The organism is Pseudomonas sp. GW460-LB5 (assembly GCF_059423245.1).
On the sequence record NZ_JBWKXT010000001.1, the window covers coordinates 412442 to 436507 of the forward strand.

Annotated in this window: 22 protein-coding genes and 1 pseudogene; 11 read left to right on the forward strand and 12 right to left on the reverse strand. The window is 62.5% G+C overall.

Annotation, left to right across the window (positions count from 1 at the left end; all coding sequences use genetic code 11):
• Positions 1-60: 60 nt before the first annotated feature.
• From AC07XM_RS01910 to pdxH, 4 genes are all read left to right on the forward strand, one after another.
• Positions 61-2295 carry a beta-galactosidase gene (locus AC07XM_RS01910; RefSeq protein WP_102688895.1) on the forward strand — a complete coding sequence of 745 codons (2235 nt, stop codon included), beginning with the start codon at positions 61-63 and terminating at the stop codon, positions 2293-2295.
• 109 nt (positions 2296-2404) lie between these two features.
• Positions 2405-3550, forward strand: a complete 1146-nt coding sequence (locus tag AC07XM_RS01915) for a serine hydrolase domain-containing protein (RefSeq protein WP_102688894.1) — start codon at positions 2405-2407, stop codon at positions 3548-3550.
• Positions 3551-3649: 99 nt separating this feature from the next.
• Positions 3650-4630, forward strand: a complete 981-nt coding sequence (locus AC07XM_RS01920) for an OmpA family protein (protein ID WP_016488733.1) — start codon at positions 3650-3652, stop codon at positions 4628-4630.
• An 18-nt stretch (positions 4631-4648) separates the two neighbouring features.
• The gene (pdxH, locus tag AC07XM_RS01925; RefSeq protein ID WP_016488732.1) at positions 4649-5296 is read left to right on the forward strand and encodes a pyridoxamine 5'-phosphate oxidase; all 648 of its coding nucleotides are present in this window, start codon (positions 4649-4651) and stop codon (positions 5294-5296) included.
• Between the two features lie 39 nt (positions 5297-5335).
• Here the strand turns inward: pdxH and AC07XM_RS01930 are convergent.
• Positions 5336-5569 (reverse strand): annotated as a pseudogene (locus tag AC07XM_RS01930) (hypothetical protein).
• A 147-nt stretch (positions 5570-5716) separates the two neighbouring features.
• Between AC07XM_RS01930 and AC07XM_RS01935 the strand changes: the two are divergent.
• A complete protein-coding gene (locus AC07XM_RS01935; protein ID WP_009684613.1) occupies positions 5717-6181 on the forward strand; it encodes an outer membrane lipoprotein in 465 nt (154 codons plus the stop codon).
• A gap of 69 nt (positions 6182-6250) precedes the next feature.
• Here AC07XM_RS01935 and nhaA read toward each other — a convergent pair whose 3' ends face one another.
• The 9 genes from nhaA to AC07XM_RS01980 form a co-directional block, all read right to left on the reverse strand.
• Positions 6251-7426 carry a Na+/H+ antiporter NhaA gene (gene nhaA / locus AC07XM_RS01940; protein WP_060520052.1) on the reverse strand — a complete coding sequence of 392 codons (1176 nt, stop codon included), beginning with the start codon at positions 7424-7426 and terminating at the stop codon, positions 6251-6253.
• Between the two features lie 313 nt (positions 7427-7739).
• A complete protein-coding gene (locus tag AC07XM_RS01945; RefSeq protein WP_060520054.1) occupies positions 7740-9347 on the reverse strand; it encodes an NAD(P)/FAD-dependent oxidoreductase in 1608 nt (535 codons plus the stop codon).
• Positions 9348-9450: 103 nt separating this feature from the next.
• Positions 9451-10125: a COG3650 family protein gene (locus AC07XM_RS01950; protein ID WP_102688893.1), complete on the reverse strand. Its 675-nt coding sequence runs from the start codon at positions 10123-10125 to the stop codon at positions 9451-9453.
• A 148-nt stretch (positions 10126-10273) separates the two neighbouring features.
• The gene (locus tag AC07XM_RS01955) at positions 10274-10975 is read right to left on the reverse strand and encodes an ABC transporter ATP-binding protein (protein ID WP_003254879.1); all 702 of its coding nucleotides are present in this window, start codon (positions 10973-10975) and stop codon (positions 10274-10276) included.
• Position 10976: 1 nt separating this feature from the next.
• Positions 10977-11744, reverse strand: coding sequence for a high-affinity branched-chain amino acid ABC transporter ATP-binding protein LivG (livG, locus tag AC07XM_RS01960; protein ID WP_016488727.1), 768 nt, complete (start codon positions 11742-11744; stop codon positions 10977-10979).
• Positions 11741-12997 (reverse strand): high-affinity branched-chain amino acid ABC transporter permease LivM, encoded by a 1257-nt coding sequence (locus tag AC07XM_RS01965; RefSeq protein ID WP_016488726.1) that lies wholly within the window; start codon positions 12995-12997, stop codon positions 11741-11743. Before AC07XM_RS01965 ends, livG begins: the two co-directional genes overlap by 4 nt.
• Complete coding sequence (gene livH / locus AC07XM_RS01970) at positions 12994-13917, reverse strand: high-affinity branched-chain amino acid ABC transporter permease LivH (protein ID WP_008097482.1); 924 nt, start codon at positions 13915-13917, stop codon at positions 12994-12996. Before livH ends, AC07XM_RS01965 begins: the two co-directional genes overlap by 4 nt.
• Before the next feature lie 185 nt (positions 13918-14102).
• Complete coding sequence (locus tag AC07XM_RS01975) at positions 14103-15218, reverse strand: branched-chain amino acid ABC transporter substrate-binding protein (RefSeq protein WP_023048582.1); 1116 nt, start codon at positions 15216-15218, stop codon at positions 14103-14105.
• Positions 15219-15387: 169 nt separating this feature from the next.
• On the reverse strand, positions 15388-15579 hold the full coding sequence (locus AC07XM_RS01980) for a hypothetical protein (protein WP_158248153.1): 192 nt from the start codon (positions 15577-15579) through the stop codon (positions 15388-15390).
• Here AC07XM_RS01980 and AC07XM_RS01985 point away from each other — a divergent pair.
• On the forward strand, positions 15578-15889 hold the full coding sequence (locus tag AC07XM_RS01985) for a DUF2288 domain-containing protein (RefSeq protein ID WP_016488723.1): 312 nt from the start codon (positions 15578-15580) through the stop codon (positions 15887-15889). The two genes, AC07XM_RS01980 and AC07XM_RS01985, sit on opposite strands and share 2 nt — an antisense overlap.
• 170 nt (positions 15890-16059) lie before the next feature.
• Positions 16060-16947, forward strand: a complete 888-nt coding sequence (locus tag AC07XM_RS01990) for an NAD(P)-dependent oxidoreductase (RefSeq protein WP_023048581.1) — start codon at positions 16060-16062, stop codon at positions 16945-16947.
• Here the strand turns inward: AC07XM_RS01990 and AC07XM_RS01995 are convergent.
• Together AC07XM_RS01995 and rapA are read right to left on the reverse strand one after the other, a co-directional pair.
• Positions 16847-19111 carry a putative bifunctional diguanylate cyclase/phosphodiesterase gene (locus AC07XM_RS01995; protein ID WP_102688892.1) on the reverse strand — a complete coding sequence of 755 codons (2265 nt, stop codon included), beginning with the start codon at positions 19109-19111 and terminating at the stop codon, positions 16847-16849. The genes AC07XM_RS01990 and AC07XM_RS01995 overlap by 101 nt on opposite strands.
• Positions 19112-19404: 293 nt before the next feature.
• Positions 19405-22251 (reverse strand): RNA polymerase-associated protein RapA, encoded by a 2847-nt coding sequence (gene rapA / locus AC07XM_RS02000; protein WP_016488720.1) that lies wholly within the window; start codon positions 22249-22251, stop codon positions 19405-19407.
• A 162-nt stretch (positions 22252-22413) separates the two neighbouring features.
• Between rapA and AC07XM_RS02005 the strand changes: the two genes are divergently transcribed.
• From AC07XM_RS02005 to ccoM, 4 genes are all read left to right on the forward strand, one after another.
• Complete coding sequence (locus AC07XM_RS02005) at positions 22414-23109, forward strand: M949_RS01915 family surface polysaccharide biosynthesis protein (protein WP_016488719.1); 696 nt, start codon at positions 22414-22416, stop codon at positions 23107-23109.
• A gap of 63 nt (positions 23110-23172) precedes the next feature.
• Positions 23173-23502, forward strand: a complete 330-nt coding sequence (locus AC07XM_RS02010) for a hypothetical protein (RefSeq protein ID WP_016488718.1) — start codon at positions 23173-23175, stop codon at positions 23500-23502.
• A 67-nt stretch (positions 23503-23569) separates the two neighbouring features.
• A complete protein-coding gene (locus AC07XM_RS02015; protein WP_003254864.1) occupies positions 23570-23731 on the forward strand; it encodes a hypothetical protein in 162 nt (53 codons plus the stop codon).
• Positions 23732-23866: 135 nt separating this feature from the next.
• On the forward strand, positions 23867-23983 hold the full coding sequence (gene ccoM / locus AC07XM_RS02020; RefSeq protein WP_016488716.1) for a cytochrome c oxidase subunit CcoM: 117 nt from the start codon (positions 23867-23869) through the stop codon (positions 23981-23983).
• Positions 23984-24066 lie beyond the last annotated feature (83 nt).

Here is a 24066-nt window from a genome sequence, read left to right on the forward strand (position 1 = left end):
GCGCGTCGTACATTACTCAGTCCAGGGCCCGTGAGTGGCCTGAAGGAGAGCCCCAGCCTTATGGTCCGCCTCACCCTGCCCGCCGTTTTCGCCCTGCTGTTCAGCTCGCCCTTGCTGGCTGGGCAGCAGACGCTGTTCAGCTTCGTGCGCCCGGCCTCGGTGGTCAATGTGGCAACCGAGGATGCCGGCATGCCCCAGTACAACGCCGAGCAGACGGCCGAAGGCGAGGTGTTGCGGCGTGTGGTGTTCAACCCGGCCGAGCGGCCGACCCTGCGGCTGAGCCCGCAAGGTGGGGCGTGGGACTGGTCCGCCGGGCAGTTCCTCACCTTGCGCCTGCAGAGTGGCATGGACTGGGCGCTGACAGTGGATGTCACGGTGCAAGGCAGCGATGGCGGCACATTGACCAGCCGGATTGACCTGCCGGCCGGTCCCGCGCAAACCGTGATGGTGCCGCTGACGGCCAGCTCGCCGCTGAGCCAGGGCATGCGCGCCGGGCCGCCCATGCCGTGGAGCCATGGCGGCCAGCGCTTGCTGCTGACCAGCAGCGCTGGCGCGGTGGACCTCAAACAGGTGGCCTCGGTCAGCCTGAGCATCCCCAACCCCAAGGTGGCGCAGAGCCTGCTGATCGAGCGGGTGGGGATCCAGGATGACGACCTGGCCTACAAGGCGGCGTACCAGGATCTGATCGATGCCTACGGCCAGTCCACTCGCGGCAATTGGCCCGAGAAGGTTGCCAATGACGAGCAGCTCAAGGCGGCCGATACGCGTGAACAGCAGCAGCTCAAGGGCTGGCTGGCTGAGCGGGGCAGGCAGCAACTGGACGGCTACGGCGGGCTGCTGGCCGGGCCGGCGTTCGAGGCCAAAGGTTTTTTTCGCACCGAAAAGCGTGATGGGCGCTGGTACCTGGTAACGCCGGAGGGCCACCCGTTCTATTCTTTGGGGGTGAATGCCGTCGCCGCAGACGGCGGGCGTACCTACGTCGCCGGCCGTGAAGGCATGTTCAAGGCGTTGCCGGGCGAGGGCGATGCGCTGGCCGCATTCTACGGCGAAGGCAACAACGACGATGGCAATGCCTCGTCTCAAGGGCGCAACTTCAAGCAAGGGCGTTGGTTCGATTTCTATGCCGCCAACCTGCAACGTACCTACGGCAAACCCTGCCCGCCGGCCGCTGAAGGGCAGCCCGTTAATTGCCCGCCACAGGTACTGGACGCCGCCCGCTGGCAAACGCATGCGCTCGACCGTTTGCAGGCCTGGGGTTTCAACACGGTCGGCAACTGGAGCGAGCCCGCTCTGGGCCAGGCCAAACGTATGCCCTACACCTTGCCGCTGTCGATCGTGGGTGATTACGCCAGCATCAGCACTGGCATGGACTGGTGGGGCAGCATGCCCGACCCGTTCGACCCGCGTTTTGCCATGGCCACCGAGCGCGCAGTGGCCATTGCTGCCCGAGATCACCGTGACGACCCTTGGCTGATCGGCTACTTCGCCGACAATGAACTGGCCTGGGCTGCCCCCGGCAGCGACCCTAAAGCACGGTATGGCCTGGCCTACGGCACTTTGCGCCTGACCACCGATGTACCGGCCAAGCGCGCCTTCCTCAAGCAGCTGCGCGACAAGTACCGTAACCAGCAAGGGCTGTCCAAGGCCTGGGGCATCGAACTGGCCGCCTGGGAACTCATGGAAGACCCGGGCTTCGAAGCACCGCTGCCCGACCCGGAACATCCGGAAATCGAGCGCGACTACCAGCACTTCCAGCAAGTGTTCGCCGAGACCTACTTCAAGACCATTGCCGACTCACTGAAGTGGCACGCCCCCAATCACCTGCTGCTCGGTGGTCGCTATGCGGTCAGCACGCCGGAGGCGGTCAAGGCCTGTGCCGAGTTCTGCGATGTACTCAGCTTCAACTTCTATACCCTCAAGCCACAGGACGGCTACGATTTCGCCCGCCTGGCCGAACTGGACAAGCCGGTGCTGGTGTCCGAGTTCCAGTTCGGCTCGCGTGATCGCGGGCCATTCTGGCCGGGGCCGCTGGAGCTGGCGCGGGAAGAAGACCGCGGTCCGGCCTATGGCAACTTCCTCAAGGCGGCCCTGGCGCAGCCGATGATCGTTGGCGCGCACTGGTTCCAGTACCTCGACCAGCCAGCCAGTGGTCGGCTACTTGACGGCGAGAACGGCCACCTTGGGCTGGTGGCGATCACCGATGTGCCGTACCCGGGTTTTGTCGACGCCGTACGCAAGGGCAACCTGCAGGCGATGGGCCAATTGCGCACCCAGCTGGAAAAACAGGCGCACTGAGCACAAGCTACCGTTCGTCGCGACCATTTGGCCCAAGCCAGTTTGCAAAACACCTAACTACTGAAACAATGCACACCTTTTTTGGACATGGTCGTACGGAGTACAGCGGGTGCAGATCCAGGGTCACTATGAGCTGAAGTTCGAAGCCGTGCGCGAAGCCTTTGCCGCGCTGTTCGAAGATCCCCAGGAGCGTGGCGCTGCGCTGTGCATCCAGGTCGGTGGCGAAACCGTCGTCGAGCTGTGGGCCGGCAGTGCCGACAAGGATGGCCAGCAGGCCTGGCACAGCGACACCATCGCCAACCTGTTCTCCTGTACCAAAACGTTCACCGCCGTCACCGCCCTGCAACTGGTGGGCGAGGGCAAGTTGGCCCTCGATGTCCCTGTGGCCAACTACTGGCCCGAGTTCGCCCAGGCTGGTAAACAGTCGATCACCTTGCGCCAGCTGCTCAGCCACCGCGCCGGGTTGCCGGCCATCCGTGAGTTGTTGCCGGCCGAAGCCCTGTATGACTGGGGGACCATGGTCAATGCCCTGGCGGCTGAAACGCCATGGTGGACGCCGGGTCGCGAGCACGGTTATGCCGCCATCACCTACGGCTGGCTGATCGGCGAGCTGATTCGCCGCGCCGATGGCCGGGGCCCTGGCGACTCGATCGTGGCCCGTACCGCTCGCCCGTTAGGGTTGGACTTTCATGTTGGCCTGGCAGATGAGGAGTTCTACCGCGTGGCGCATATCGCCCGTGGCAAAGGCAACCAAGGGGATGCCGCAGCGCAGCGCCTGCTGCAGGTGACGATGCGCGAACCCGAGGCGCTGTCGACCCGTGCTTTCACCAACCCGCCGGCGATCCTGACCAGCACCAACAAACCGGAATGGCGACGTATGCAACAGCCAGCGGCCAATGGCCATGGCAATGCCCGCAGCCTGGCGGGTTTCTATGCCGGGTTGCTGGACGGCAGCCTGCTCGAATCCGAACTGCTTGATGAACTGACCCGCGAGCACAGCCTCGGACAGGACCGCACCTTGCTCACCCAGACCCGCTTTGGCCTGGGCTGCATGCTCGACCAGCCCGACGTATCCAATGCCACCTTTGGCCTGGGTGCCCGTGCCTTCGGCCACCCAGGGGCCGGTGGCTCGGTTGGTTTTGCCGACCCGGAGCATGACGTGGCCTTCGGTTTCGTGGTCAATACCCTCGGCCCGTATGTGCTCATGGATCCCCGAGCACAGAATCTGGTACGTGTCCTTGCCGACTGCCTTTGATCGGGTAATGCGGGTATTGCCCCACCCCTTTGACTATCCTCAATGCCGACGCCTCAAGTGTGTTGGCAAAATATCTTTCAATTTCATGGTGTATCGCTGATGTCTTCACATAAAACCTTAGCACTCGCCCTGTGCCTGACCGCCGTTACCGGCTGCGCCAGTCATTCCCCGGACGGCTCCAAGGAAGGTGGCTCCAGCTGGTGGCCTTTTGGTTCGGACAAGGTCGCCGAGCAGGAAGTGAAGGCAGCCGTCACTGAAAACGTGGCCAAGGCTGATGCCAAGTCCGATAGTGCCAGCCGCTGGTGGTGGCCGTTCGGCGGTGATGACAAGCAAGCCAAAGGGCCGGTTGTGCCGAAGATCGACCAGAAGGCCACCCAGGCCTGGCTGGACGAGTACGAGCCCAAGCTGCGCGAAGCCATCAAGGACAGCAAGCTGGAACTGGAGCGCCGCGACAATGTGCTGGCGGTCACCCTGCCGGTGGACAGCTCGTATAACCCCGATCGCCCGAACATGCTGCTGCCAATGACCCTCGGCCCGATCACCCGCGTGGCCAAGACTGTCGAAGGTGACCCCAAGACTGCCGTGCTGGTACTGGGCCATGCCGACACCAGCGGTGCTAGCGCTGCCAACCAGAAACTCAGCCTGGAGCGCGCCGCCTCGGTGTCGGCCATCTTCCGCCTCAGCGGCTTGCAGCGTGACCGCCTGACCCTCAAGGGCATGGGCTCGGTCATGCCACGTGCCGCCAACGACAGCCCCGAGGGCCGTGCCCTGAACCGCCGCGTGGAAATGCTGCTGACCCCGCAGAACACCATGGTCGCGCTGCTGGCCAAGTACCAGCAGGCCACTCCGGCACCTGCACCTGCCTCAATGGTTGCGGTGCAAGATGCCAAGGCTCCTGCCGCCAAGGCCGTCGACAGCAAGCCAGCAGCAAAGAAGCCCGCGCCGAAGAAACCCGTCGCCAAGGCCAAGGCCCCTGCCAAGACCACGGCCAAGAAGAAAGCCGCGCCGGCCAAGCCAGTCGCCAAGAAAGCTACCGCTGACAAGAAAGTAGCTGCCAACAGCCCTGCGAAGACCAACTGATCGTCAAGGAACGCAGCAATGACCCAATCCCTGGCCGATATGCGCCGCGACTACACCCGTGATGGCCTGGCCGAAGCCCAGGCACCGGGGGAGCCGTTTGCCCTGTTCCACCAGTGGTTTGCCGATGCGGTGAAAACCGAGCAGGTACCCGTGGAAGCCAACGCCATGACCCTGGCCACTGTGGACGGCGAAGGCCGCCCGCATTGCCGTGTACTGCTGCTGAAGGGGCTCGACGAGCAGGGTTTCACTTTCTTCACCAACTACGAAAGCGCCAAGGGCCAGCAACTGCAAGCCAACCCCTTTGCCGCCATGACGTTCTTCTGGCCGGCGCTGGAGCGCCAGGTGCGTATCGAAGGGCGAGTGGAAAAGGTCACCGCCAAGGAGTCGGACGACTACTACCAGGTGCGCCCGCTGGGCAGCCGCCTGGGGGCCTGGGCTTCGCCGCAAAGCCGGGTGATTGCCGGTCGTGAAGAGCTGGAAGGTTTGGTCAAGGCCACTGAAGCGCGCTTCTCCGACACCCAGCCGCACTGCCCTGAACATTGGGGTGGGTATCGCCTGTTGCCTGAGCGCATCGAGTTCTGGCAGGGGCGGGCGAGCCGCCTGCATGACCGGTTGAACTACCGGCTGGTGGATGGGCAATGGCTGCGCGAGCGGCTGGCACCCTGAGGATTTGGGGCCGCAAAGCGGCCCCAGTGATCCATCAGACTACCCCGGATACCCCGCCGCCTCCCGCTCCAACCACTCTGCCAGTTGCTTGCGCCCCACCTTCTCCTGCCGCGCCTACGCCAACCTTTCCAGCATGTACTCACGCTTTTCAGGGTCAGCCCCCGCCAGCGACAACGCCAGGTCACGGTCCATCCAGCGGCGCATACGCACGTATAGCCACCCGTGGAAATAAAGCCCCGCAACGGTGGTGACCACGACGATGAAGTAATCCATGGCTATCCTTGGTCTCAATTGAAGAGCCTATGGCACAACCGCCCAGGCTGTACCCCGGCTGAATGAAACCAATTTTATTACGTTTGTACCGTGACAGCCGTCAACGTGCAGCGTCTAATGAGCACCTGAATTATGGAGACTTTACCCATGCGTAAATCCGCTTTGCTGGTGGCGACTTTTACCACCATGTCGTTGCTGCTGGGGGGCTGTGCCTCGAGCCTGACCGGTGACAGCTACTCCCGTGATGAAGCCCGCCGCGTGCAAACCGTGCGCATGGGCACCATCGAATCCCTACGCCCGGTCAAGATCGAGGGTACCAAGACCCCGATCGGCGGTGGCGCTGGCGCCATCGTCGGTGGCGTGGCCGGCAGCGCCGTGGGCGGCGGCCGTGGCAGCATCGTTGCTGCCGTGATCGGTGCCGTGGCCGGTGGCCTGGCGGGTTCCGCTGCCGAGGAAGGCCTGACCCGTACCCAAGGCGTCGAAATCACCGTGCGTGAGGACGATGGCAGCATGCGTGCCTATGTGCAGGCCGTGCAGGAGAATGAAATCTTCCGCGTCGGCGACCGTGTGCGCATCATGACAGTTGACGGTACCAGCCGCGTCTCGCACTGACCGTAGCGCAGCAAAAGAAAACCCCGACATGGCGGCTGCCAGTCGGGGTTTTTTTATGCCTCAGCCAAGTCAACCAGCACTGGTTTTTCGGCTGGCCAGGGCGGTAACGGCGTAGCCGATCACTGCGGCGAAGAACGAGCCGGTAAGGATCCCCATGCGATCCATGCCCGCGTAATCACTGCTGCCTGGTGCAAAGGCGAGTGAGCCAACAAACAGGCTCATGGTGAAGCCAATACCGCAGAGTATCGCCACCCCCAGTATCTGCCCCCAGCCAGCACCCGCAGGCAGCGCTGCCAGGCGCAGCTTGACCGCTACCCAAGTCAGGCCGAAAACGCCCACGGTCTTGCCCATCAGCAGGCCAATCGCAATGCCCATCGGCACCGGGTGGGTGAAGCTTTCCACGGTCATGCCTGCCAGTGAGACGCCAGCATTGGCGAAGGCAAACAGCGGCAGGATCGCATAGGCAACCCAAGGGTGCAGGGCATGCTCAAGGGACAATAGCGGCGAAGTCTCGGCGTTGCGTGTACGCAGCGGGATACACAAGGCCAGGGCGACACCGGCCAGCGTGGCGTGCACGCCGCTCTTGAGTACGCAGACCCACAGGATCAGGCCAACGATCATGTACGGCCCAAGCTTGACCACCCCAAGCCGGTTCATCGCGATCAGCACCACCAGGCAGGCCGCTGCCAGCAGCAGCGATACGCTCGACAAGGTGCCTGAGTAGAAAAGGGCGATGACGATGATTGCACCAAGGTCGTCAATGATCGCCAGGGTCATCAGGAACAGCTTGAGCGAAACCGGTACGCGTTTGCCCAACAGGGCCAGCACGCCGAGGGCGAAGGCGATGTCGGTGGCGGTGGGGATCGCCCAGCCGGCCACGGCCGCCGGGTTGTCACGGTTGATGAACCAGTAGATGAGCGCCGGCACCACCATGCCGCCCACAGCAGCAGTGGCGGGCAGGATCACCTGGGAGGGCTTGGACAGGTGACCATCGACCACCTCGCGTTTGACCTCCAGGCCAATGAGCAGGAAGAACAGGGCCATCAGGCCGTCATTGATCCACAGCAACAAAGGCTTGGCGATATTCAGCGCGCCGACCTGGACGGCGACGGGGACGTCGAGCAGGCCGCTGTACAGATAGGACAGGGGTGAGTTGTTGATGATCAGGGCCAGAACGGCGGCGGCGATCAGCAGCAGACCGCTGGCGGCTTCAAGCTGGAAGAATCGGGTAAACAGGCTACGCACGGGCTATAGGCTCTCCATGAGCAGTTTACGAAGGGTACGGGCGTACACCCTAGCCTGTGACGATATGCTTTCAAACAAAAACTATATTCGTTTTTGTTATATGGTGTTGCTGTCTGGGCTGAGTGAAGCCTAGATGCAGATGGGAGGAAAGGGGGGAGGGAAAGGCTGGTGTTTGGGTCGGATATTTCTGATCCCTGTCAGGGCCTCTTCGCGGGCTGGCCCGCTCCCACAGGTACTGCACAGTTTTCAAATACTGTGCAGTATCTGTGGGAGCGGGCCAGCCCGCGAAAGGGCCCTTGCAGGCGATACAAAATTACAGGCCGAGCATGTCCCGCGCTACCGCCTCGGCGATACGAATACCGTCCACACCCGCCGACAGGATGCCGCCCGCATACCCGGCCCCCTCACCCGCCGGGAACAGGCCTTTCAGGTTCAGGCTCTGGTAGTCCTCACCCCGGGTAATCCGCAGGGGCGACGAGGTACGCGTCTCGATCCCGGTCAACACTGCATCATGCAGGTTGTAGCCTTTGATCTGCCGGTCGAACGCTGGCAGGGCCTCTCGGATCGCTTCGATGGCGAAGTCCGGCAGGCTTGGTGCCAGGTCACCCAGGGTCACGCCCGGTTTGTAGGATGGCTCGACACTGCCCAGTGCGGTCGATGGCCGGCCGGCGACAAAGTCACCCACCAGCTGCGCCGGGGCCTGGTAGTTGCTGCCGCCCATTACGTAGGCGTGGGCTTCCAGACGCTCTTGCAGTTCAATACCGGCCAGCGGGCCGCCCGGGTAGTCGCGCTCGGGGTCAATGCCGACGACGATACCGGAGTTGGCGTTGCGCTCGTTACGTGAGTACTGGCTCATGCCGTTGGTCACCACGCGGCCCGGCTCGCTGGTAGCGGCGACCACGGTGCCACCCGGGCACATGCAGAAACTGTACACCGAGCGGCCATTCTTGGCGTGGTACACCAGCTTGTAGTCGGCGGCGCCGAGTTTCGGGTGGCCGGCGTATTTGCCAAGACGCGCCTTGTCGATCAGCGTTTGCGGGTGCTCGATACGGAAGCCGACCGAGAACGGCTTGGCTTCCATGTAGACGCCTTTGGCATGCAGCATACGGAAAGTGTCGCGGGCACTGTGGCCAAGGGCCAGGACTACATGGCGCGAGTGCAGTTGTTCGCCACTCTCCAGCACCACACCGGTCAGCTGACCGTCTTCGACCAGCAGGTCGGTGACCTTCTGCTGGAAGCGCACTTCTGCGCCGAGGGCGATCATGTCCTGGCGCATCTGCTCGACCATGCCGGTGAGGCGGAAGGTGCCGATGTGCGGTTTGTTGATGTACAGGATCTCGTCCGGCGCACCGGCCTTGACGAACTCTTCCAGCACTTTGCGGCCGTGGTGCTGCGGGTCCTTGATCTGGCTGTACAGCTTGCCGTCAGAGAAGGTGCCGGCGCCGCCTTCGCCGAACTGCACGTTGGACTCGGGGTTGAGCACGCTTTTGCGCCACAGGCCCCAGGTGTCCTTGGTGCGCTGGCGCACTTCCTTGCCACGTTCGAGGATGATCGGCTTGAAGCCCATCTGCGCCAGCAAAAGGCCGGCAAAGATGCCGCAGGGGCCGAAGCCGACCACGATAGGGCGTTCCTGGATGTCGGCCGGGGCGTGGCCGACGTATTTGTAAGTCACGTCCGGTGCCGGGCCGATGTTGTGATCGTCGGCGAACTTGCTGAGCAGTTCGGCTTCGTTGCTGGCTTCGAGGTCGATGGTGTAGATGAACAGCAACTCGCTGTTCTTCTTGCGCGCATCGTAGCTGCGCTTGAACAGGTTGAAGCTGAGCAGTTGCTCGTCGCGGATGCCCAGGCGCTGGACGATGGCTTCACGCAGTGCTTCGTCGGGATGGTCCAGGGGCAGCTTGAGTTCGGTGATTCGTAGCATGGCAGGGTCCAGTATCCCGGCCATGGGCGGCCGGCGGCTTTACACAAACCGCCAAGTATAAGCTGTTAGCCGCCCCGACTGGCAGGTTAAAAGTGCCCGACGATCAGTTGTCGCGTGCGCCGCCGTAGTAGCCGCAGCCCTGCAGGGTCTTGCCGTCGATGCGCAGTTCGGCACGCAGGTGGTGGACCGCGCCAGTGGCGCTGTCTACGCAGCGCTGCGGCGCGACCCACAGTTCCACGTGCTGGCCGTTGGCTTCGCTGGTGAGGGTCAAGCCGCCACCGGGTACTTCCTCTTCAAGGAACGGCAAGGGCAGGGGCTCCTGCCCGACTCGGCTGAGGACCATGCCCTTGCCGCTGGCCTTGATGTCCCAGTCCGGCTCGTGGCCATTGGCGCGCAGGGTCAACTGCTTGAAGTTGGGGTCTTCGCAGGCGCGGGTGGAAGGTTCCAGGCGGTACAGGCGGCGTACTTCCAGCTGGCCATCATTGTTGGCCTGCTTGCTGCCGGTAAGGCGCCCACGGACGTCGGCGAACAGCTTGTCGTTGGCGTCCTTGGCGAGGTTGGCGGCCTCCTGCAGGATGCCGGTAGCGCCGACGTCGTTGATCACGAACGTGCGGTTTTCGCTGCACGGCTTGAACAGCAGCTGGCCACCGGCCGCCCGCAGTTCGCCCTGCATGCGCGTGGTGCCGATGTTCGGGTCGCTTGGCGCTTCAGCCATGAGCTGGCAGCCGGCGAACAGGGGCAGCAGGGCAGTGAGCAGCAGGGTGGGGGTGAGGCGCATCGGGCGAACTCCGGGAATCTTTGGTAAAGAGCTGGCCACGTTACTCAGGCCGGCGGTGGATCTCAAGTTAATGGTTACCCGCGAAAGGGCCGGCACTGGCAATGCATTTCTGGCAGGCATAAAAAAGGGCCCGAAGGCCCTTTCCCATTTAACCGCCGAGGTACGCGTCGCGCACCTTCGGGTCGGTCAGCAGTGCTTCACCCGTCCCTTGCATCACCACCCGACCGTTCTCCAGTACATACGCGCGGTCGGCGATCTTCAGCGCCTGGTTGGCATTCTGCTCCACCAGGAACACCGTCACGCCATCACGGCGCAGCTGTTCGATGATGTCGAAGATCTGCTGGATGATGATCGGCGCCAGGCCCAGTGAAGGTTCGTCGAGCAGCAGCAGCTTGGGCTTGCTCATCAGCGCACGGCCAATGGCAAGCATTTGTTGCTCGCCACCGGACATGGTGCCGCCGCGCTGGATGTAACGTTCCTTCAGGCGCGGGAACAGTTGCAACACCTTGTCCAGCTGCTCCTGGTAGTCGCCCTTGTCGGTGAAGAAACCGCCCATGGCCAGGTTTTCCTCGACGGTCAGGCGGGCGAACACGCGCCGCCCTTCCGGCACCACGGCAATGCTCTTGCGCATGATGTGCGAGGACGGCTGCCCGACCAGCTCTTCGCCCAGGTACTTGATGCTGCCACTGTGCGCCTGCGGCGAGCCGCACAGGGTCATCAGCAAGGTCGACTTGCCGGCGCCGTTGGCGCCGATCAGGGTGACGATCTCGCCCTGGTTGATCTCCACGTTGACGCTGTGCAGCGCCTGGATCTTGCCGTAGAAGGTGGAAACGTTTTCGAACTTCAGCATTTTACGCTTCCCCCAGGTAGGCTTTGATCACATCAGGGTTGTCGCGGATCTCTTCCGGTGTGCCGTGGGCCAGGGGGGTGCCCTGGTTGATCACCACGATATGGTCGGAAATGCTCATCACCAGCTTCATGTCGTGCTCGATCAGCAGCACGGTGACGTTGTGCGACTCACGCAGGTAGGCGATCAGTGCCTTGAGGTCTTCGGTTTCCTTCGGGTTCAGGCCCGCCGCAGGTTCGTCGAGCATGATGATGCGCGGCTGGGTCATCATGCAGCGGGCGATTTCCAGGCGGCGTTGCTGGCCGTAGGCGAGGGTGCCGGCGGTACGGTTGGCGAATTCGGTCAGGTTGACCTTTTCCAGCCAGTACTGCGCGCGTTCCATGGCCTCCTTCTCGCTGCGGCGGAAGCTCGGGGTCTTGAACAGGCCGGCGAAGAAGTTGGTGTTCAGGTGACGGTGCTGGGCGATCAGCAGGTTTTCCAGCGCGGTCATGTCCTTGAACAGGCGCACGTTCTGGAAGGTGCGCACCACGCCCTTGCGGGCGATCTGGTGGCCGGCCAGGCCCTGGATCGGCTGGCCATCGAGCAGGATGGTGCCGCCGCTGGGTTTGTAGAACCCGGTCAGGCAGTTGAACACCGTGGTCTTGCCGGCGCCGTTCGGGCCGATCAGCGCCACCACCTGTTTTTCCTTGACGGTCAGGGCCACGCCGTTGACCGCCAACAAGCCGCCGAAGCGCATGCTCAGGCCGCTGACTTGCAGAATTTCGCGGCTCATCGACGCAGCTCCATGTGTGGACGTTGCATAGGCAGCAGGCCTTGCGGACGCCAGATCATCATCAACACCATCAGCGCACCGAACATCAGCATCCGGTATTCGCTGAACTCACGCATCAGCTCGGGCAGCAGGATCATCACGATGGCCGCGAGGATCACGCCCAGTTGTGAGCCCATGCCGCCAAGCACGACGATGGCGAGGATGATTGCCGACTCGATGAAGGTGAACGACTCCGGCGTCACCAGACCTTGGCGCGCTGCGAAGAAGCTGCCGGCGAAACCGGCGAAGCAGGCACCCAGGGTAAACGCCGAGAGCTTGATCACGGTCGGGTTCAGGCCCAGCGCACGGCAGGCGATCTCGTCTTCACGCAGGGCTTCCCAGGCGCGGCCGATTGGCATGCGCAGCAGGCGGTTGATGACGAACAGTGCCAGCAAGGCCAGCAGCAGTGCCACCAGGTAGAGGAAGATGACCTTGTTGATCGAGTTGTATTCCAGCCCGAAGAACTCGTGGAAGGTCTGCATGCCCTCGGCGGCACGGCGTTCGAAGGTCAGGCCGAAGAACTCTGGCTTGGGGATGTTGCTGATGCCGTTGGGGCCGCCGGTCCAGTCGGTGAGGTTGCGCAGGAACAGGCGGATGATCTCGCCGAAGCCGAGGGTCACGATCGCCAGGTAGTCACCGCGCAGGCGCAGCACCGGGAAGCCAAGCAGGAAGCCGAAGGTGGCGGCCATCAGGCCGGCAATCGGCAGACATACCCAGAAACTCCAGCCCAGGTAGTGCGAGAGCATGGCGTAGCTGTAGGCGCCGACGGCGTAGAAGCCGACGTAACCGAGGTCGAGCAGGCCCGCCAGGCCGACCACGATGTTCAGGCCCAGGCCCAGCAACACGTAGATCAGGATCAGCGTGGCGATGTCGACCGCACCGCGCGAGCCGAAGAACGGCCACACCAGTGCCGCAACGATCAGACCAACGATCACATAGCGCTGGGTCTTGGGCAGGGTCAGGTAATTGCTGACGGCCGGCGGGATCAGCTTGCGATCCGAGCGGCGGTTCATCACCGAACTCCACTGCTTGTCGAACAGCACGCGCAGGAACATCAGCACCGAGCACACGGCGATGATGCTGATGGTGAACGAGCCCTGGCTGTGCACGACCAGGCTGATGCCGTCGATGCTCAGTTTCAGGCCCAGCACCGGGAAGGCCACCGCCCAGACCAGCAAGGCGCTGAAGAACGCCTGTTTGAGATTTTTGTTCATACTTTTTCAACCTCCGGGCGGCCCAGGATGCCGGTCGGCCGGAATAGCAGGACAAGCACCAACAAGCCGAATGCCACCACGTCCTTGTACTGGTCGCCGAAGATGTCGGCGCCAAACGCTTCGGCCACGCCCAGCACCAGCCCGCCGAGCATCGCGCCCGGAATGCTGCCGATGCCACCCAGCACCGCCGCGGTGAAGGCCTTGAGGCCTACCAGGAAACCGGCGTTGGGGTTGATCACTCCGTACTGCATGCTCAGCAGCACGGCCGCTACGGCGGCCAGGGCGGCACCGATGACGAAGGTGAGGGCGATGATGTTGTTGGTGTTGATGCCCAGCAGGTTGGCCATCTTGATGTCCTCGGCGCAGGCACGGCAGGCGCGGCCCAGACGGGAGCGAGAGATGAACAGGGTGAGCAGGGTCATGGCTACCAGAGTGACCACGAACACCAGGATCTGCATGTAGCTGATCAGAACTTCCTCCGCGCCGCCCGGCCCGAACGAGAAGCTTCCGGGGATCAGGTTGGGGATGGACTTGTCCTTGGAGTCTTGCGAAAGCAAGACGGTGTTCTGCAGGAAAATCGACATGCCGATGGCGGAAATCAGCGGGATCAGACGGTTGCTGTTGCGCAAGGGGCGGTAGGCAACCCGTTCGATACTGTAGCCATAGGCACTGGTGACGAAGATCGTCGCGACGAAGGCAACGGTCATCAGGATCGGCAGCGAATGGATACCCATCATGGCCAGGCCCGCGAGGGCGATGAAGGCCACATAGGAACCGATCATGTACACCTCGCCGTGAGCGAAGTTGATCATGCCAATGATGCCGTACACCATCGTGTAGCCGATGGCGATCAAGGCATAGGTGCTGCCGATGGTCAATCCATTAACCAGTTGTTGGAAGAAATGGTAGATCTCAGGCATTACAGCGCTCCTAAAAACCTGATTTGCATTTCGCTGGCGGGGGTATGCCAGGAAACCGCGGGTGACGGTTTTAAGATTTTCAGGTGGGCTAGCCCCCGGATCGCGGGGATCGGGCCCATGAACCTCATAAAACAAAGCCCACTGCTCGCACAGTGGGCTCGTAAGTCAGCTATTTAGTCACGCAGTTACTGAGGGGAGACTTCGGTCTTCGGCTTGCCGAAGTGCCATTCGTAGACCACGAACTTGAAGTCTTTCAGGTCGCCTTTCTCGTCATACGACAGGGTGCCGGTAGGGGTCTTGAAGGAGCCGGCATGGATGGCCGCTGCCACTTTGTCGGTATCTTCGGACTTGGCCGCCTTGATGCCTTGTGCGATCAGCTCGACAGCCGAGTAGGCAGGGAACACGAACGGACCGCTTGGGTCCTTGCCGTCAGCCTTGATGGCGTCGACGATCTTCTTGTTCTCCGGGTCGGCATCGAACGACTTCGGCAGGGTGACCAGCAGGCCTTCGGAGGCGTTCTGGGCGATCTGCGAGATCGAGTCGTTACCCACGCCCTCTGGGCCCATGAACTTGGCTTTCAGGCCTTTTTCCTGTGCCTGGCGCAGGATCAGACCCAGCTCTGGGTGGTAGCCGCCGTAGTACACGAAGTCGACATTGTTCTGCTTGAGCTTCTGGATGATCGAGGAGAAGTCCTTGTCACCCGCGTTCAGGCCTTCGAATACGGCAACCTTGGTACCCTTGCTTTCCAGGGTCTGCTTGACGGCGGTGGCGATGCCTTCACCGTACTGTTGCTTGTCGTGCAGGACGGCAACGACCTTCGGCTTGACGTGGTCGGCGATGTAGTTGCCGGCGGCCGGGCCCTGGGCGCTGTCCAGGCCAATGGTGCGGAAGATCAGCTTGTAGCCACGGGCGGTGATTTCCGGCGAGGTGGCGGCCGGGGTGATCATGATCACGCCTTCGTCTTCGTAGATGTCGGATGCAGGCTGGGTAGAGCTGGAGCACAGGTGGCCGATGACGAACTTGACGCCGTCGTTGACCACTTTGTTGGCGATTGCCACGGCCTGTTTAGGGTCGCATGCGTCGTCGTATTCCTTGGCTTCGAGCATCTTGCCATCGACGCCGCCCGCAGCGTTGATATCCTTGATGGCTTGATTGGCGCCGATGAACTGCATGTCGCCGTACTGGGTCACAGGACCCGTCTTGGGACCGGCGATGCCGATCTTGATGGTATCGGCGGCAAACGAATGGCTGGCTACCCCGGCCAGTACCATTGCGGCGAACAGCTTGGAAATCTTGATCATAGTGCTCCACTCATTCTGTTGTAATTCTTATAGTCCTGGCGGCCAGGGCTACAGACCGGGCGGGATTTGCGGCGTGGCCATGCCAACGCGCAAGCCCACCTTCCCCCGGAACATGTCCCGGAACTGTACCGGTACAGTGTAGAGCGCTGTTCGAGCGCTTGAAAAGCGTTCAAAAAGTGCCTGTTTCCTGGGTTGTCGCTTGTTCGACAGAAAGATACAAAAAGGCGCCATCAAATTGCCTGTATCTGCGACCCCGCCCCACAAGTTCGGGGTCAATCGACCAAATTACATATTTGAAACCGGGTTTTTCTGCAAAAATGCCGACCTTTTTTATTGGCCGATTTTTGCGGATATCACCCATGACTGATCAAACAAGCACCCTCTATGCCAAATTGCTTGGCGAGACAGCAATCATCGAGTGGAAAGCGCTGGAGCGTTTCTGGGCCAAGGGTGACCTGATTTGGGTCGACCCCAGCTTGGACCTGATCACCGTTGCCGAGGCAATGGCCGAGAATCGCGGCGAAATCTTCGCCAAGTGGCGTAGTGATGGCACCGTTGGGCCGGTGTCGGCCGAGCAGGCGCTGGACCTGCAAAGCCGCGATCCAGAGATCTGGGCGGTGGTGGTTTCGCCGTTCATCGTGATCCAGGTGAAGCGTCCGGTTGAGGCGTGATCTTTTTTGGTGCGCAAAAATGCGCAACAGCTCCGTTTTGGTGCTCGAAGGCGTTCAAGGCGGGTAGAGGTAAGTAACAATTCGGCGTGGCGGTAACAGTTTACGGGATGCGTAATATGCCCACCGTTCTGGCCAGCCTGGAAAACAATTCGAATAGTCAGGAGTCATTCATGAGCACTGCATTGCCTTCGCTTGGATTTGCCGGCATCGGCCTGATGGGCCTGCCCATGTGTCGACGCCTGTTAGCGGCTGGCTACCCGCTGACCGTGTGGAACCGCAGCCCGGACAAGTGCGCCGCGCTGGTCGCCGCCGGCGCGCGCCTGGCCAACAGCCCTGCCGAACTGTGCCAGGGCAGCGATATGGTATTGCTGTGCCTGGCCGATACGGCCGTGGTGCGTGAGGTGGTGTTCGGCGAGCAAGGGATTGCCCAGGGTGGGCGCAGCGGCCAGTTGCTGATCGATTTCTCCAGCCTGGAACCCACCGCCACCCGTGAAATGGCCGCCGAGCTCGCGGTACTGTGTGGCATGGCCTGGCTGGATGCTCCGGTGTCCGGCGGCACGCCAGGTGCCGAGGCCGGTACCCTGGCGATCATGGTTGGCGGTGAAGCGGCCGACCTGGAACGTGCACGGCCAGTGCTCCAGGTGCTGGGTCAGCGTGTGACGCACATGGGGGCGGTGGGGGCGGGGCAGGTGACCAAGGCCTGCAATCAGATGATCGTGGCATGCAATGCCCTGGTCATTGCCGAAGTGGTGGCGTTGGCCGAGCAATCCGGGGTGGACGCGACGCTGATCGCCGAAGCGCTGGCCGGTGGTTTTGCTGATTCCAAGCCGCTGCAGATCCTTGCGCCGCAAATGGCTGAAAGCCGCTTCGAGCCGATCAAGTGGCACGTGCGCACGCTGCTCAAGGACCTCGATGGCGCAGTGAAGTTTTCCCGTGAGCAGGGGGCGGCGACGCCGCTCAGCGGCCTCGCCGCGCAATTGATGCGCCTGCACGGTAGCCAGGGTTACTTGCAAAAAGATCCGGCGACCCTTGTAGAACTTTACCGCAACAAGGGATGAGTACCTGGCTTTGGCGCTGCAGCCGCTCCAGCAGTGGCCGTAGCTCGGCCAGCGGTACCGGGCGGCCCAGCAGGTAGCCCTGCAGATAGTCACAGCCATGGTCTTGAAGGAAAGCCTGCTGTTCGGCGGTTTCCACGCCTTCGCTGACGACCTGCAAGTGCAGGGTATGCGCCATGACGATTATCGCCTGGACGATCTCGCGATCCTTCTGGCTGCCCGGCACATCCTGCAGGAAGCTGCGATCGATCTTCAGTACGTCCAGCGGCAGGCGCTTGAGGTAGGCCAGTGAAGAGTAGCCAGTGCCGAAGTCGTCGATTGACAGCGCCACGCCCAAGGCACGAACGCGCTTGAGCAGGTTGACGGTACGCTGGATATCGCCCATCAGGGCATTTTCGGTCACTTCCAGCTCCAGGTGCCGGGGTGCGAGCCCTGTGTGGAACAGCGCTTTCTCCACTTCGTTGGGCAGCTCGTCGTGGCTCAAGGTTACTGCCGAGCAATTGACCGTCACCTTGATATCGCCATAACCGTGGCGGTGCAGGTGTGCCAGGTCGGCACAGGCGTGGCGCATTACCCAGAGGTCAAGGTCGATGATCAGGCCATTGGCTTCGGCAATGCCGATGAAACGGTCGGGCCCCAGCAAGCCGTGCTGCGGGTGATGCCAGCGCACCAGGGCCTCGAGCTTGGCCACCTGCCCGCTGCGCATGTCGAAGATGGGTTGGTAATGCACGCACAACCCACGTTCTTCGAGCAGGGCGATGCGCAGTTCTTCTTCGAGTTGCAAGGCGAGGGATGCCTGGTTTTTCAGGGTTTCGTTGAAAAAGTGCAGGCCGTTACGCCCACTGTCCTTGGACTGGTAAAGGGCCAGGTCGGCATGTTTGAGCAGTTCTTCGGCGCTGGTGCCGTCGTCGGGGAAGATGCTGATGCCAATACTGGTGGTCATGACCATGCGCCGACCACCCAGGTCGATGGGTTCTTTCATCCGTTGCATGATGCGTTGTGCCAGGTGGCGCGCTTCGTCGCAGTTGCTGAGGCTGGTGACCACGCAGAACTCGTCGCCGCCCAGGCGTGCGACCAGGTCCTGATGGCGGGTGGCGGCCTTGATGTGGCTGGCGATCACCTTGAGCAGTTCGTCTCCAGCGTCGTGGCCAAGGCTGTCGTTGATGCGCTTGAAGTGGTCGATGTCGAGGAACATGACTGCCAGGCGGTTTTCAGTGGCGTGGTGTTCGGCCAGGCGCTCTTCGAATACCTGGTTGAAGCCACGGCGGTTGACCAGGTTGGTCAGGGCATCGTAGTGCGCGGCCTGCTGCAGCGATGCGCGGGCCTGGTCCAGTTGGCTGAGCAGCACGTTGACCCGGCGCAGATCGTGCTCCTTGCTCTGCAGCTTCTTGTCGGCCAGTGCGGCGCTGATGCTGGCGCCACTGATCAGCAGGGTGATGAAGCCGATGCCCAACCCCAGTTGCAGGCTGTTGTCGGCGGAGGGCAGGCGCAGCGCGGTGTCGGGCGGGATCACCAGGGTCATGGCCGACATCGCGGTGAAATGGGTGGCGACGATGCCACCGGCCATCAGCAGACTGGCGCCGCACTTCATTGCCTGGTGCAGGGTGCCGCTGCCATTGCTGAAGTACCGGGCCAGGTATAACGCAGCCAGGCCGGTGAGCAGGGCAATGGTGGCAGAGGCCAGCAGCAGGCCAGTCTGGTAATACTGCTGGGCGCCGGTGTCCATCGCAGCCATGCCGACAAAGTGCATCAGGATAATGCCCATGCCGATCAGTACGGCGCTTTGCAGGAAGTGCTGCACGCGCATCTGGCTGCGGTCGAGGCTGCGCATGGTCACCCAGGCGACGGCCAGGGCGATGAGTAGCGAAAGAATGGTCAGGGAAACGTCGTAGTGCACCTCTATCGGTGCCTGGAAGGCCAGCATGCTGATGAAGTGCATGGCCCAGATGCCACCGGCCAAGCAGCAGGCGCCAAGCATGTGCCATTGTCGGTGGGCAGTGGGGTCTTCGCTGTGGGACTGGCGCTCGGCCATGTCCAGGGTCGCGAAGCAAGCCGCGCAGGCAACGAAGTAGGCGAGCAGGACCAGAAACGGTTCATGGCGGCAATCGATAACGATGTGCCCGAATGCCGGAAGGTCGGCGAACAGTTGCAGCCCCAGCCATTCCATTGATTGCCCCATGATCGAGTTTTCACTCGTCTGCGCTACAGCCCTGTGCAGACTGTCCAGAGGCAGTATAGGAAGAGGTGTTTAAGCCTTCCTGAATAATGGCAGTTTGATTTCTACGATTTGGTTATCAACCCAATCGCCAGCAGGCATAAAGAGGGACATATAGGTGTAGGCGCAGCCTTGTGCTGCGAAGAGGCCGCATGCCTCACAACAATCTTGTGGGGCATACGGCCTCTTCGCAGCACAAGGCTGCGCCTACAGATGGTGGTCAGGCCACCAGCGGGCGTGTCAGATCAGCCCGCTACCAGTACGCGAATGGCTTCCAGGCGCAAGGCAGCCTTGTCCAGCATCGCCAGACCCTCTTCGCGCTGCTTGCGCAGCGCGTCGATCTCGCTGTCGCGCACGCTTGGGTTGACCGCTTGCAGTGCCACCAGGCGAGCCAGCTCTTCGTCGGCCTCAGCCGCCAGGCGGCGCTGGGCTTCGGCTACGCGCTCGACGTGAGTGGGCATGATCTTCTCTTCACCGCCACTGATGCGCTTGGCCAGCACGTCACGCTGGGCCTGGACAAACTTGTTGGCGCTGGCGCGCGGTACGCTTTCGAGCTGCTCGTTGAGGGTTTCGAAGGCCACGCGGGCGGCCAGGTCGTTGCCGTTGGCGTCGAGCAGGCAGCGCAGTGCCGCCGGCGGCAGGTAGCGGCCCAGTTGCAGGCTGCGCGGTGCCACCACCTCGCTGACGAACAGCAATTCGAGCAGTACGGTGCCCGGCTTGAGTGCCTTGTTCTTGATCAGTGCCACGGCGGTGTTGCCCATCGAACCGGACAGCACCAGGTCCATGCCGCCCTGCACCATCGGGTGCTCCCAGGTGAGGAACTGCATGTCCTCACGCGACAGCGCCTGGGCACGGTCGTAGGTGATGGTCACGCCTTCGTCGTCGCCCAGCGGGAAGCTGGCATCGAGCATCTTTTCGCTCGGCTTGAGGATCAGTGCGTTCTCGGAATGGTCTTCGCTGTCGATGCCGAAGGCGTCGAACAGGGTTTCCATGTAGATCGGCAGGGCAAACTGGTCGTCCTGCTCGAGAATGGCCTCGACCAGCGCCTGGCCTTCGCCGGCACCGCCGGAGTTGAGCTCCAGCAGGCGGTCGCGGCCAGTGTGCAGTTCGGCTTCCAGGCGCTCGCGCTCACTGCGGGCGTCGGCCACCAGGGTATCCCAGGCCTTGCTCTCGCCACCTTCAAGCAACGGCAGCAGGCGCGGGCCGAACTGGTGCTGAAGGGCGTTGCCGGTGGGGCAGGTGTTGAGGAAGGCGTTAAGGCCCTCGTGGTACCACTGGAACAGGCGCTCTTGCGGGCTGCCTTGCAGGTACGGGATGTGCAGCTGGATGGTGTGCTTCTGGCCGATCCGGTCAAGGCGGCCGATGCGCTGTTCGAGCAGGTCTGGGTGCGCGGGCAGGTCGAACATCACCAAGTGGTGGGCGAACTGGAAGTTGCGGCCTTCGCTGCCGATCTCCGAGCAGATAAGCACTTGCGCACCGAACTCTTCGTCGGCGAAGTAGGCGGCGGCGCGATCGCGTTCGAGGATGTTCATGCCTTCATGGAACACCGACGCCGGAATGCCGGAGCGCACGCGCAGGGCGTCTTCAAGGTCCATGGCGGTTTCGGCGTGAGCGCAGATCACCAATACCTTGGTGCGCTTGAGCATCTTCAGCGTGTCGATCAGCCAGTCGACGCGTGGGTCGAAACGCCACCAGCGCTCGTCGTCAGCCACATCGCCCTGGGCCTGGAAGGCAACTTCCGGGTACAGCTCGGCGTGCTCGCCAGCAGGCAGGTCGCGGTATTGCTCAGGTGTGGCCAGCGGGTAAGGGTGCAGCTGGCGCTCAGGGAAGCCCTGGATCGCCGCACGGGTGTTACGGAACAGGACGCGACCGGTGCCGTGGCGGTCCAGCAGTTCGCGGATCAGGCGTGCGCTGGCCTGGCTGTCGCCGTCGCTGACCGCCGCCAGCAGGGCTTCGCCTTCGGCACCCAGGAAGCCCTGGATGGTGGCGTGGGCCTCGGGCGACAGGCGGCCTTCGTCGAGCAGTTCCTGCACGGCTTCAGCCACTGGGCGGTAATTCTCGCTCTCGGCGCGGAAGGCCGCCAGGTCGTGGAAACGGTTAGGGTCGAGCAGGCGCAGGCGCGCGAAGTGACTGTCCTGGCCAAGTTGCTCGGGGGTGGCGGTGAGCAGCAGCACGCCCGGGATCACCTGGGCCAGTTGCTCGACCAGGCCGTATTCGGCACTGACCTGATCTTCATGCCAGACCAGGTGGTGGGCCTCGTCGACTACCATCAGGTCCCAGCCAGCAGCAAACAGTGCGTCCTGGGCCTTTTCGTCGTCGACCAGCCATTCCAGTGCAACCAGCGCAAGCTGGGCATCCTCGAACGGGTTGCTGGCGTCGCTTTCGATAAAGCGCTCGGCATCGAACAGGGCTACCTGCAGGTTGAAGCGGCGGCGCATTTCCACCAGCCACTGGTGCTGCAAGTTTTCCGGCACCAGGATCAGCACGCGGCTGGCGCGGCCTGACAGCAGCTGGCGATGAATCACCAGGCCGGCTTCGATGGTTTTACCCAGGCCCACTTCGTCGGCCAGCAATACCCGCGGGGCGCTGCGGTCGGCGACTTCGCGAGCAATGTGCAACTGGTGGGCGATCGGTTGCGCGCGGCAGCCGCCCAGGCCCCACAGCGCTGACTGCATCTGCTTGCTGGTGTGCTGCAGGGTGTTGTAGCGCAGGCTGAACCACGACAGTGGGTCGATCTGGCCGGCGAACAGCCGGTCGCTGGCCAGGCGGAACTGAATGAAGTTCGACAGCTGGGTTTCTGGCAGGGTACGCGGCTGGTTTTGCCCGTCCAGACCGTGGTAGACCATCAGCCCGTCGATGTCATCGACCTCGCGCACGGTCAGCTTCCAGCCCTCGAAGTGGGTGATCTGGTCACCTGGCGAGAAGCGCACGCGGGTCAGCGGCGCGTTGCGCAGGGAATACTGGCGCGTGTCGCCAGTGGCCGGGTAGAGCACGGTCAACAGGCGGCCATCCTGCGCCAGGATGGTACCCAGGCCGAGCTCTGCTTCGCTGTCGCTGATCCAGCGTTGCCCCGGTTGATACTGCTGCGCCATACTGCCTGAACTCCCGCGATGAAAAAGCCGATTATGTTAACGGATCGGCCGGTCAGACCAAAGTGCGAACGCACCGAAAGATGCCGAACGACAACAGGAAGTAAGTCAGTCTAGCCGTTTCATCGCCTCGCACCGTGCAGCTGACGAGGGCCCCGGACCAACATGCCTGCCAACCACCGCTGGATCAGCGCTTCCATGGCCGTGGGCAGCTTGCTGCTGCTGAGCGCCTGCGAACAGAAAAACTTCGAGGCCTTGCCCGCCATCCCGATGGAACAGCTTGAAGTACTCGGCGTGCAGACGCCGATCAAGAGCGTGCATTTTCGTGACCGCGACGGTGAAGGCCTGTTGGTGTTGAGCCGCAGCGATGGCCAGGCCAGCGACCCGGAAAGCGAACAGGAAGTGGACAAAGTAGTACTCAAGGCCACCTTGTACGGGCGTACTGCCGAAAGCGATGCATTCAAGGCACGCTGGCAGATCGAGCAGGAAACCACTTGCCCTGGCCTGGACCTGGACGTGGACTTCTATACCGACGTCAGCGATGTCGGCGACCTGAACAAGGACGGTATCGCCGAGGTTACGGTGGCCAGCCATGCCTTCTGTGGTGGCGGCATCGACCCGCACGACATCGCCATCGAAATGCGTGAAGGGCAGGCCAGCTACACCATCACTGGCCAGTCGCTGATCAGCCCGGCGGGTGAAGAGCCGATTGGCGGTGAGCGCAATGACAGTGCCTCGCTCAAAACCGCGCCACAGGTGCTTCGCGATCACATGGATGCCGTCTGGCAGCAGGTTTACAAGCGGCCGTGGAGCGAAGCCGGCCCGCCAGGCGACGACGACCTTGACGACGAAGCCGAGTAATTGTTGTCCATGACATCAAGGTAAACTCGCGCCTGCCGATACAGGGGGCATAGGAGAACGTCCATGCTGCCGCCAATCATACCGCTCAGTGCCGCCCCGGTGACCTCGCAACAGGACCCGGTCAAGCCGACCCCGGACATCAAGCCGGTGGTACCCACGCAGCCTGCGTCCGGCGAAAGTGCCATCGATCTCAAGCAACAGCGCGACCCGCAGGCGCAGGCGTTGTTGCTGCGCGATGAGCAGCGTCGCCAGCAGCAACGTGGCAAGCAGGGCGGCCAGGACCGCTACAGTGCCTTGCCAGGTGACGAGGTCAATGCCGACAACACCGTGCCGGTCGCGCCACTGATGGACGAGCACGTGCGCCAGGGGCTGCTGGTGGACATCGAAGTCTGACGCGGGGCTGGTCAGCGCCTGCGCCTGGCTTCATCATGCAAGCCTCAGTTGATCGCCGAGCCCACCCATGAGCCAAGACAACCTCATCGATTTTGATGCCGAACGCGCCAAGCGTGTCCACGACCTCAAGGAAAAGCGCCTGAACGAAATGCGCAACGCGTTCGAGCAGGCTCTGCCGTTGAGCACCAGCAAGAAAAAGAAGCCCAAGGGCAAACCGAAGAAGCGCTGAAACTTGACGCAGGTCAACCCTGCACCCGCCTCGCGTGCCCGGCCCCGGGCACCATTGACCCTGGTCAATTTTCTCCATCCCCACATTGGTTAACGTGCACCCATCGGACAACGGCAAACGAATGGGGAGGCCCGCATGTTCTTCGACAACGTGGTTATCGCCGGTGTGGTAACGGTCGGGTTGATGGTGGCCTTCTTTGCCGGTCTGGGCATTTTCATCTGGAAGGACTCGAAAAAGCGCAAGCCGCGCTGACCTTCCCGGTACACGAGCACGCAAGGCATTTAGGGCGACTTCGGTCGCCCATTTTTTTGCCTGCGATTTAAGTGTTGCCGGTG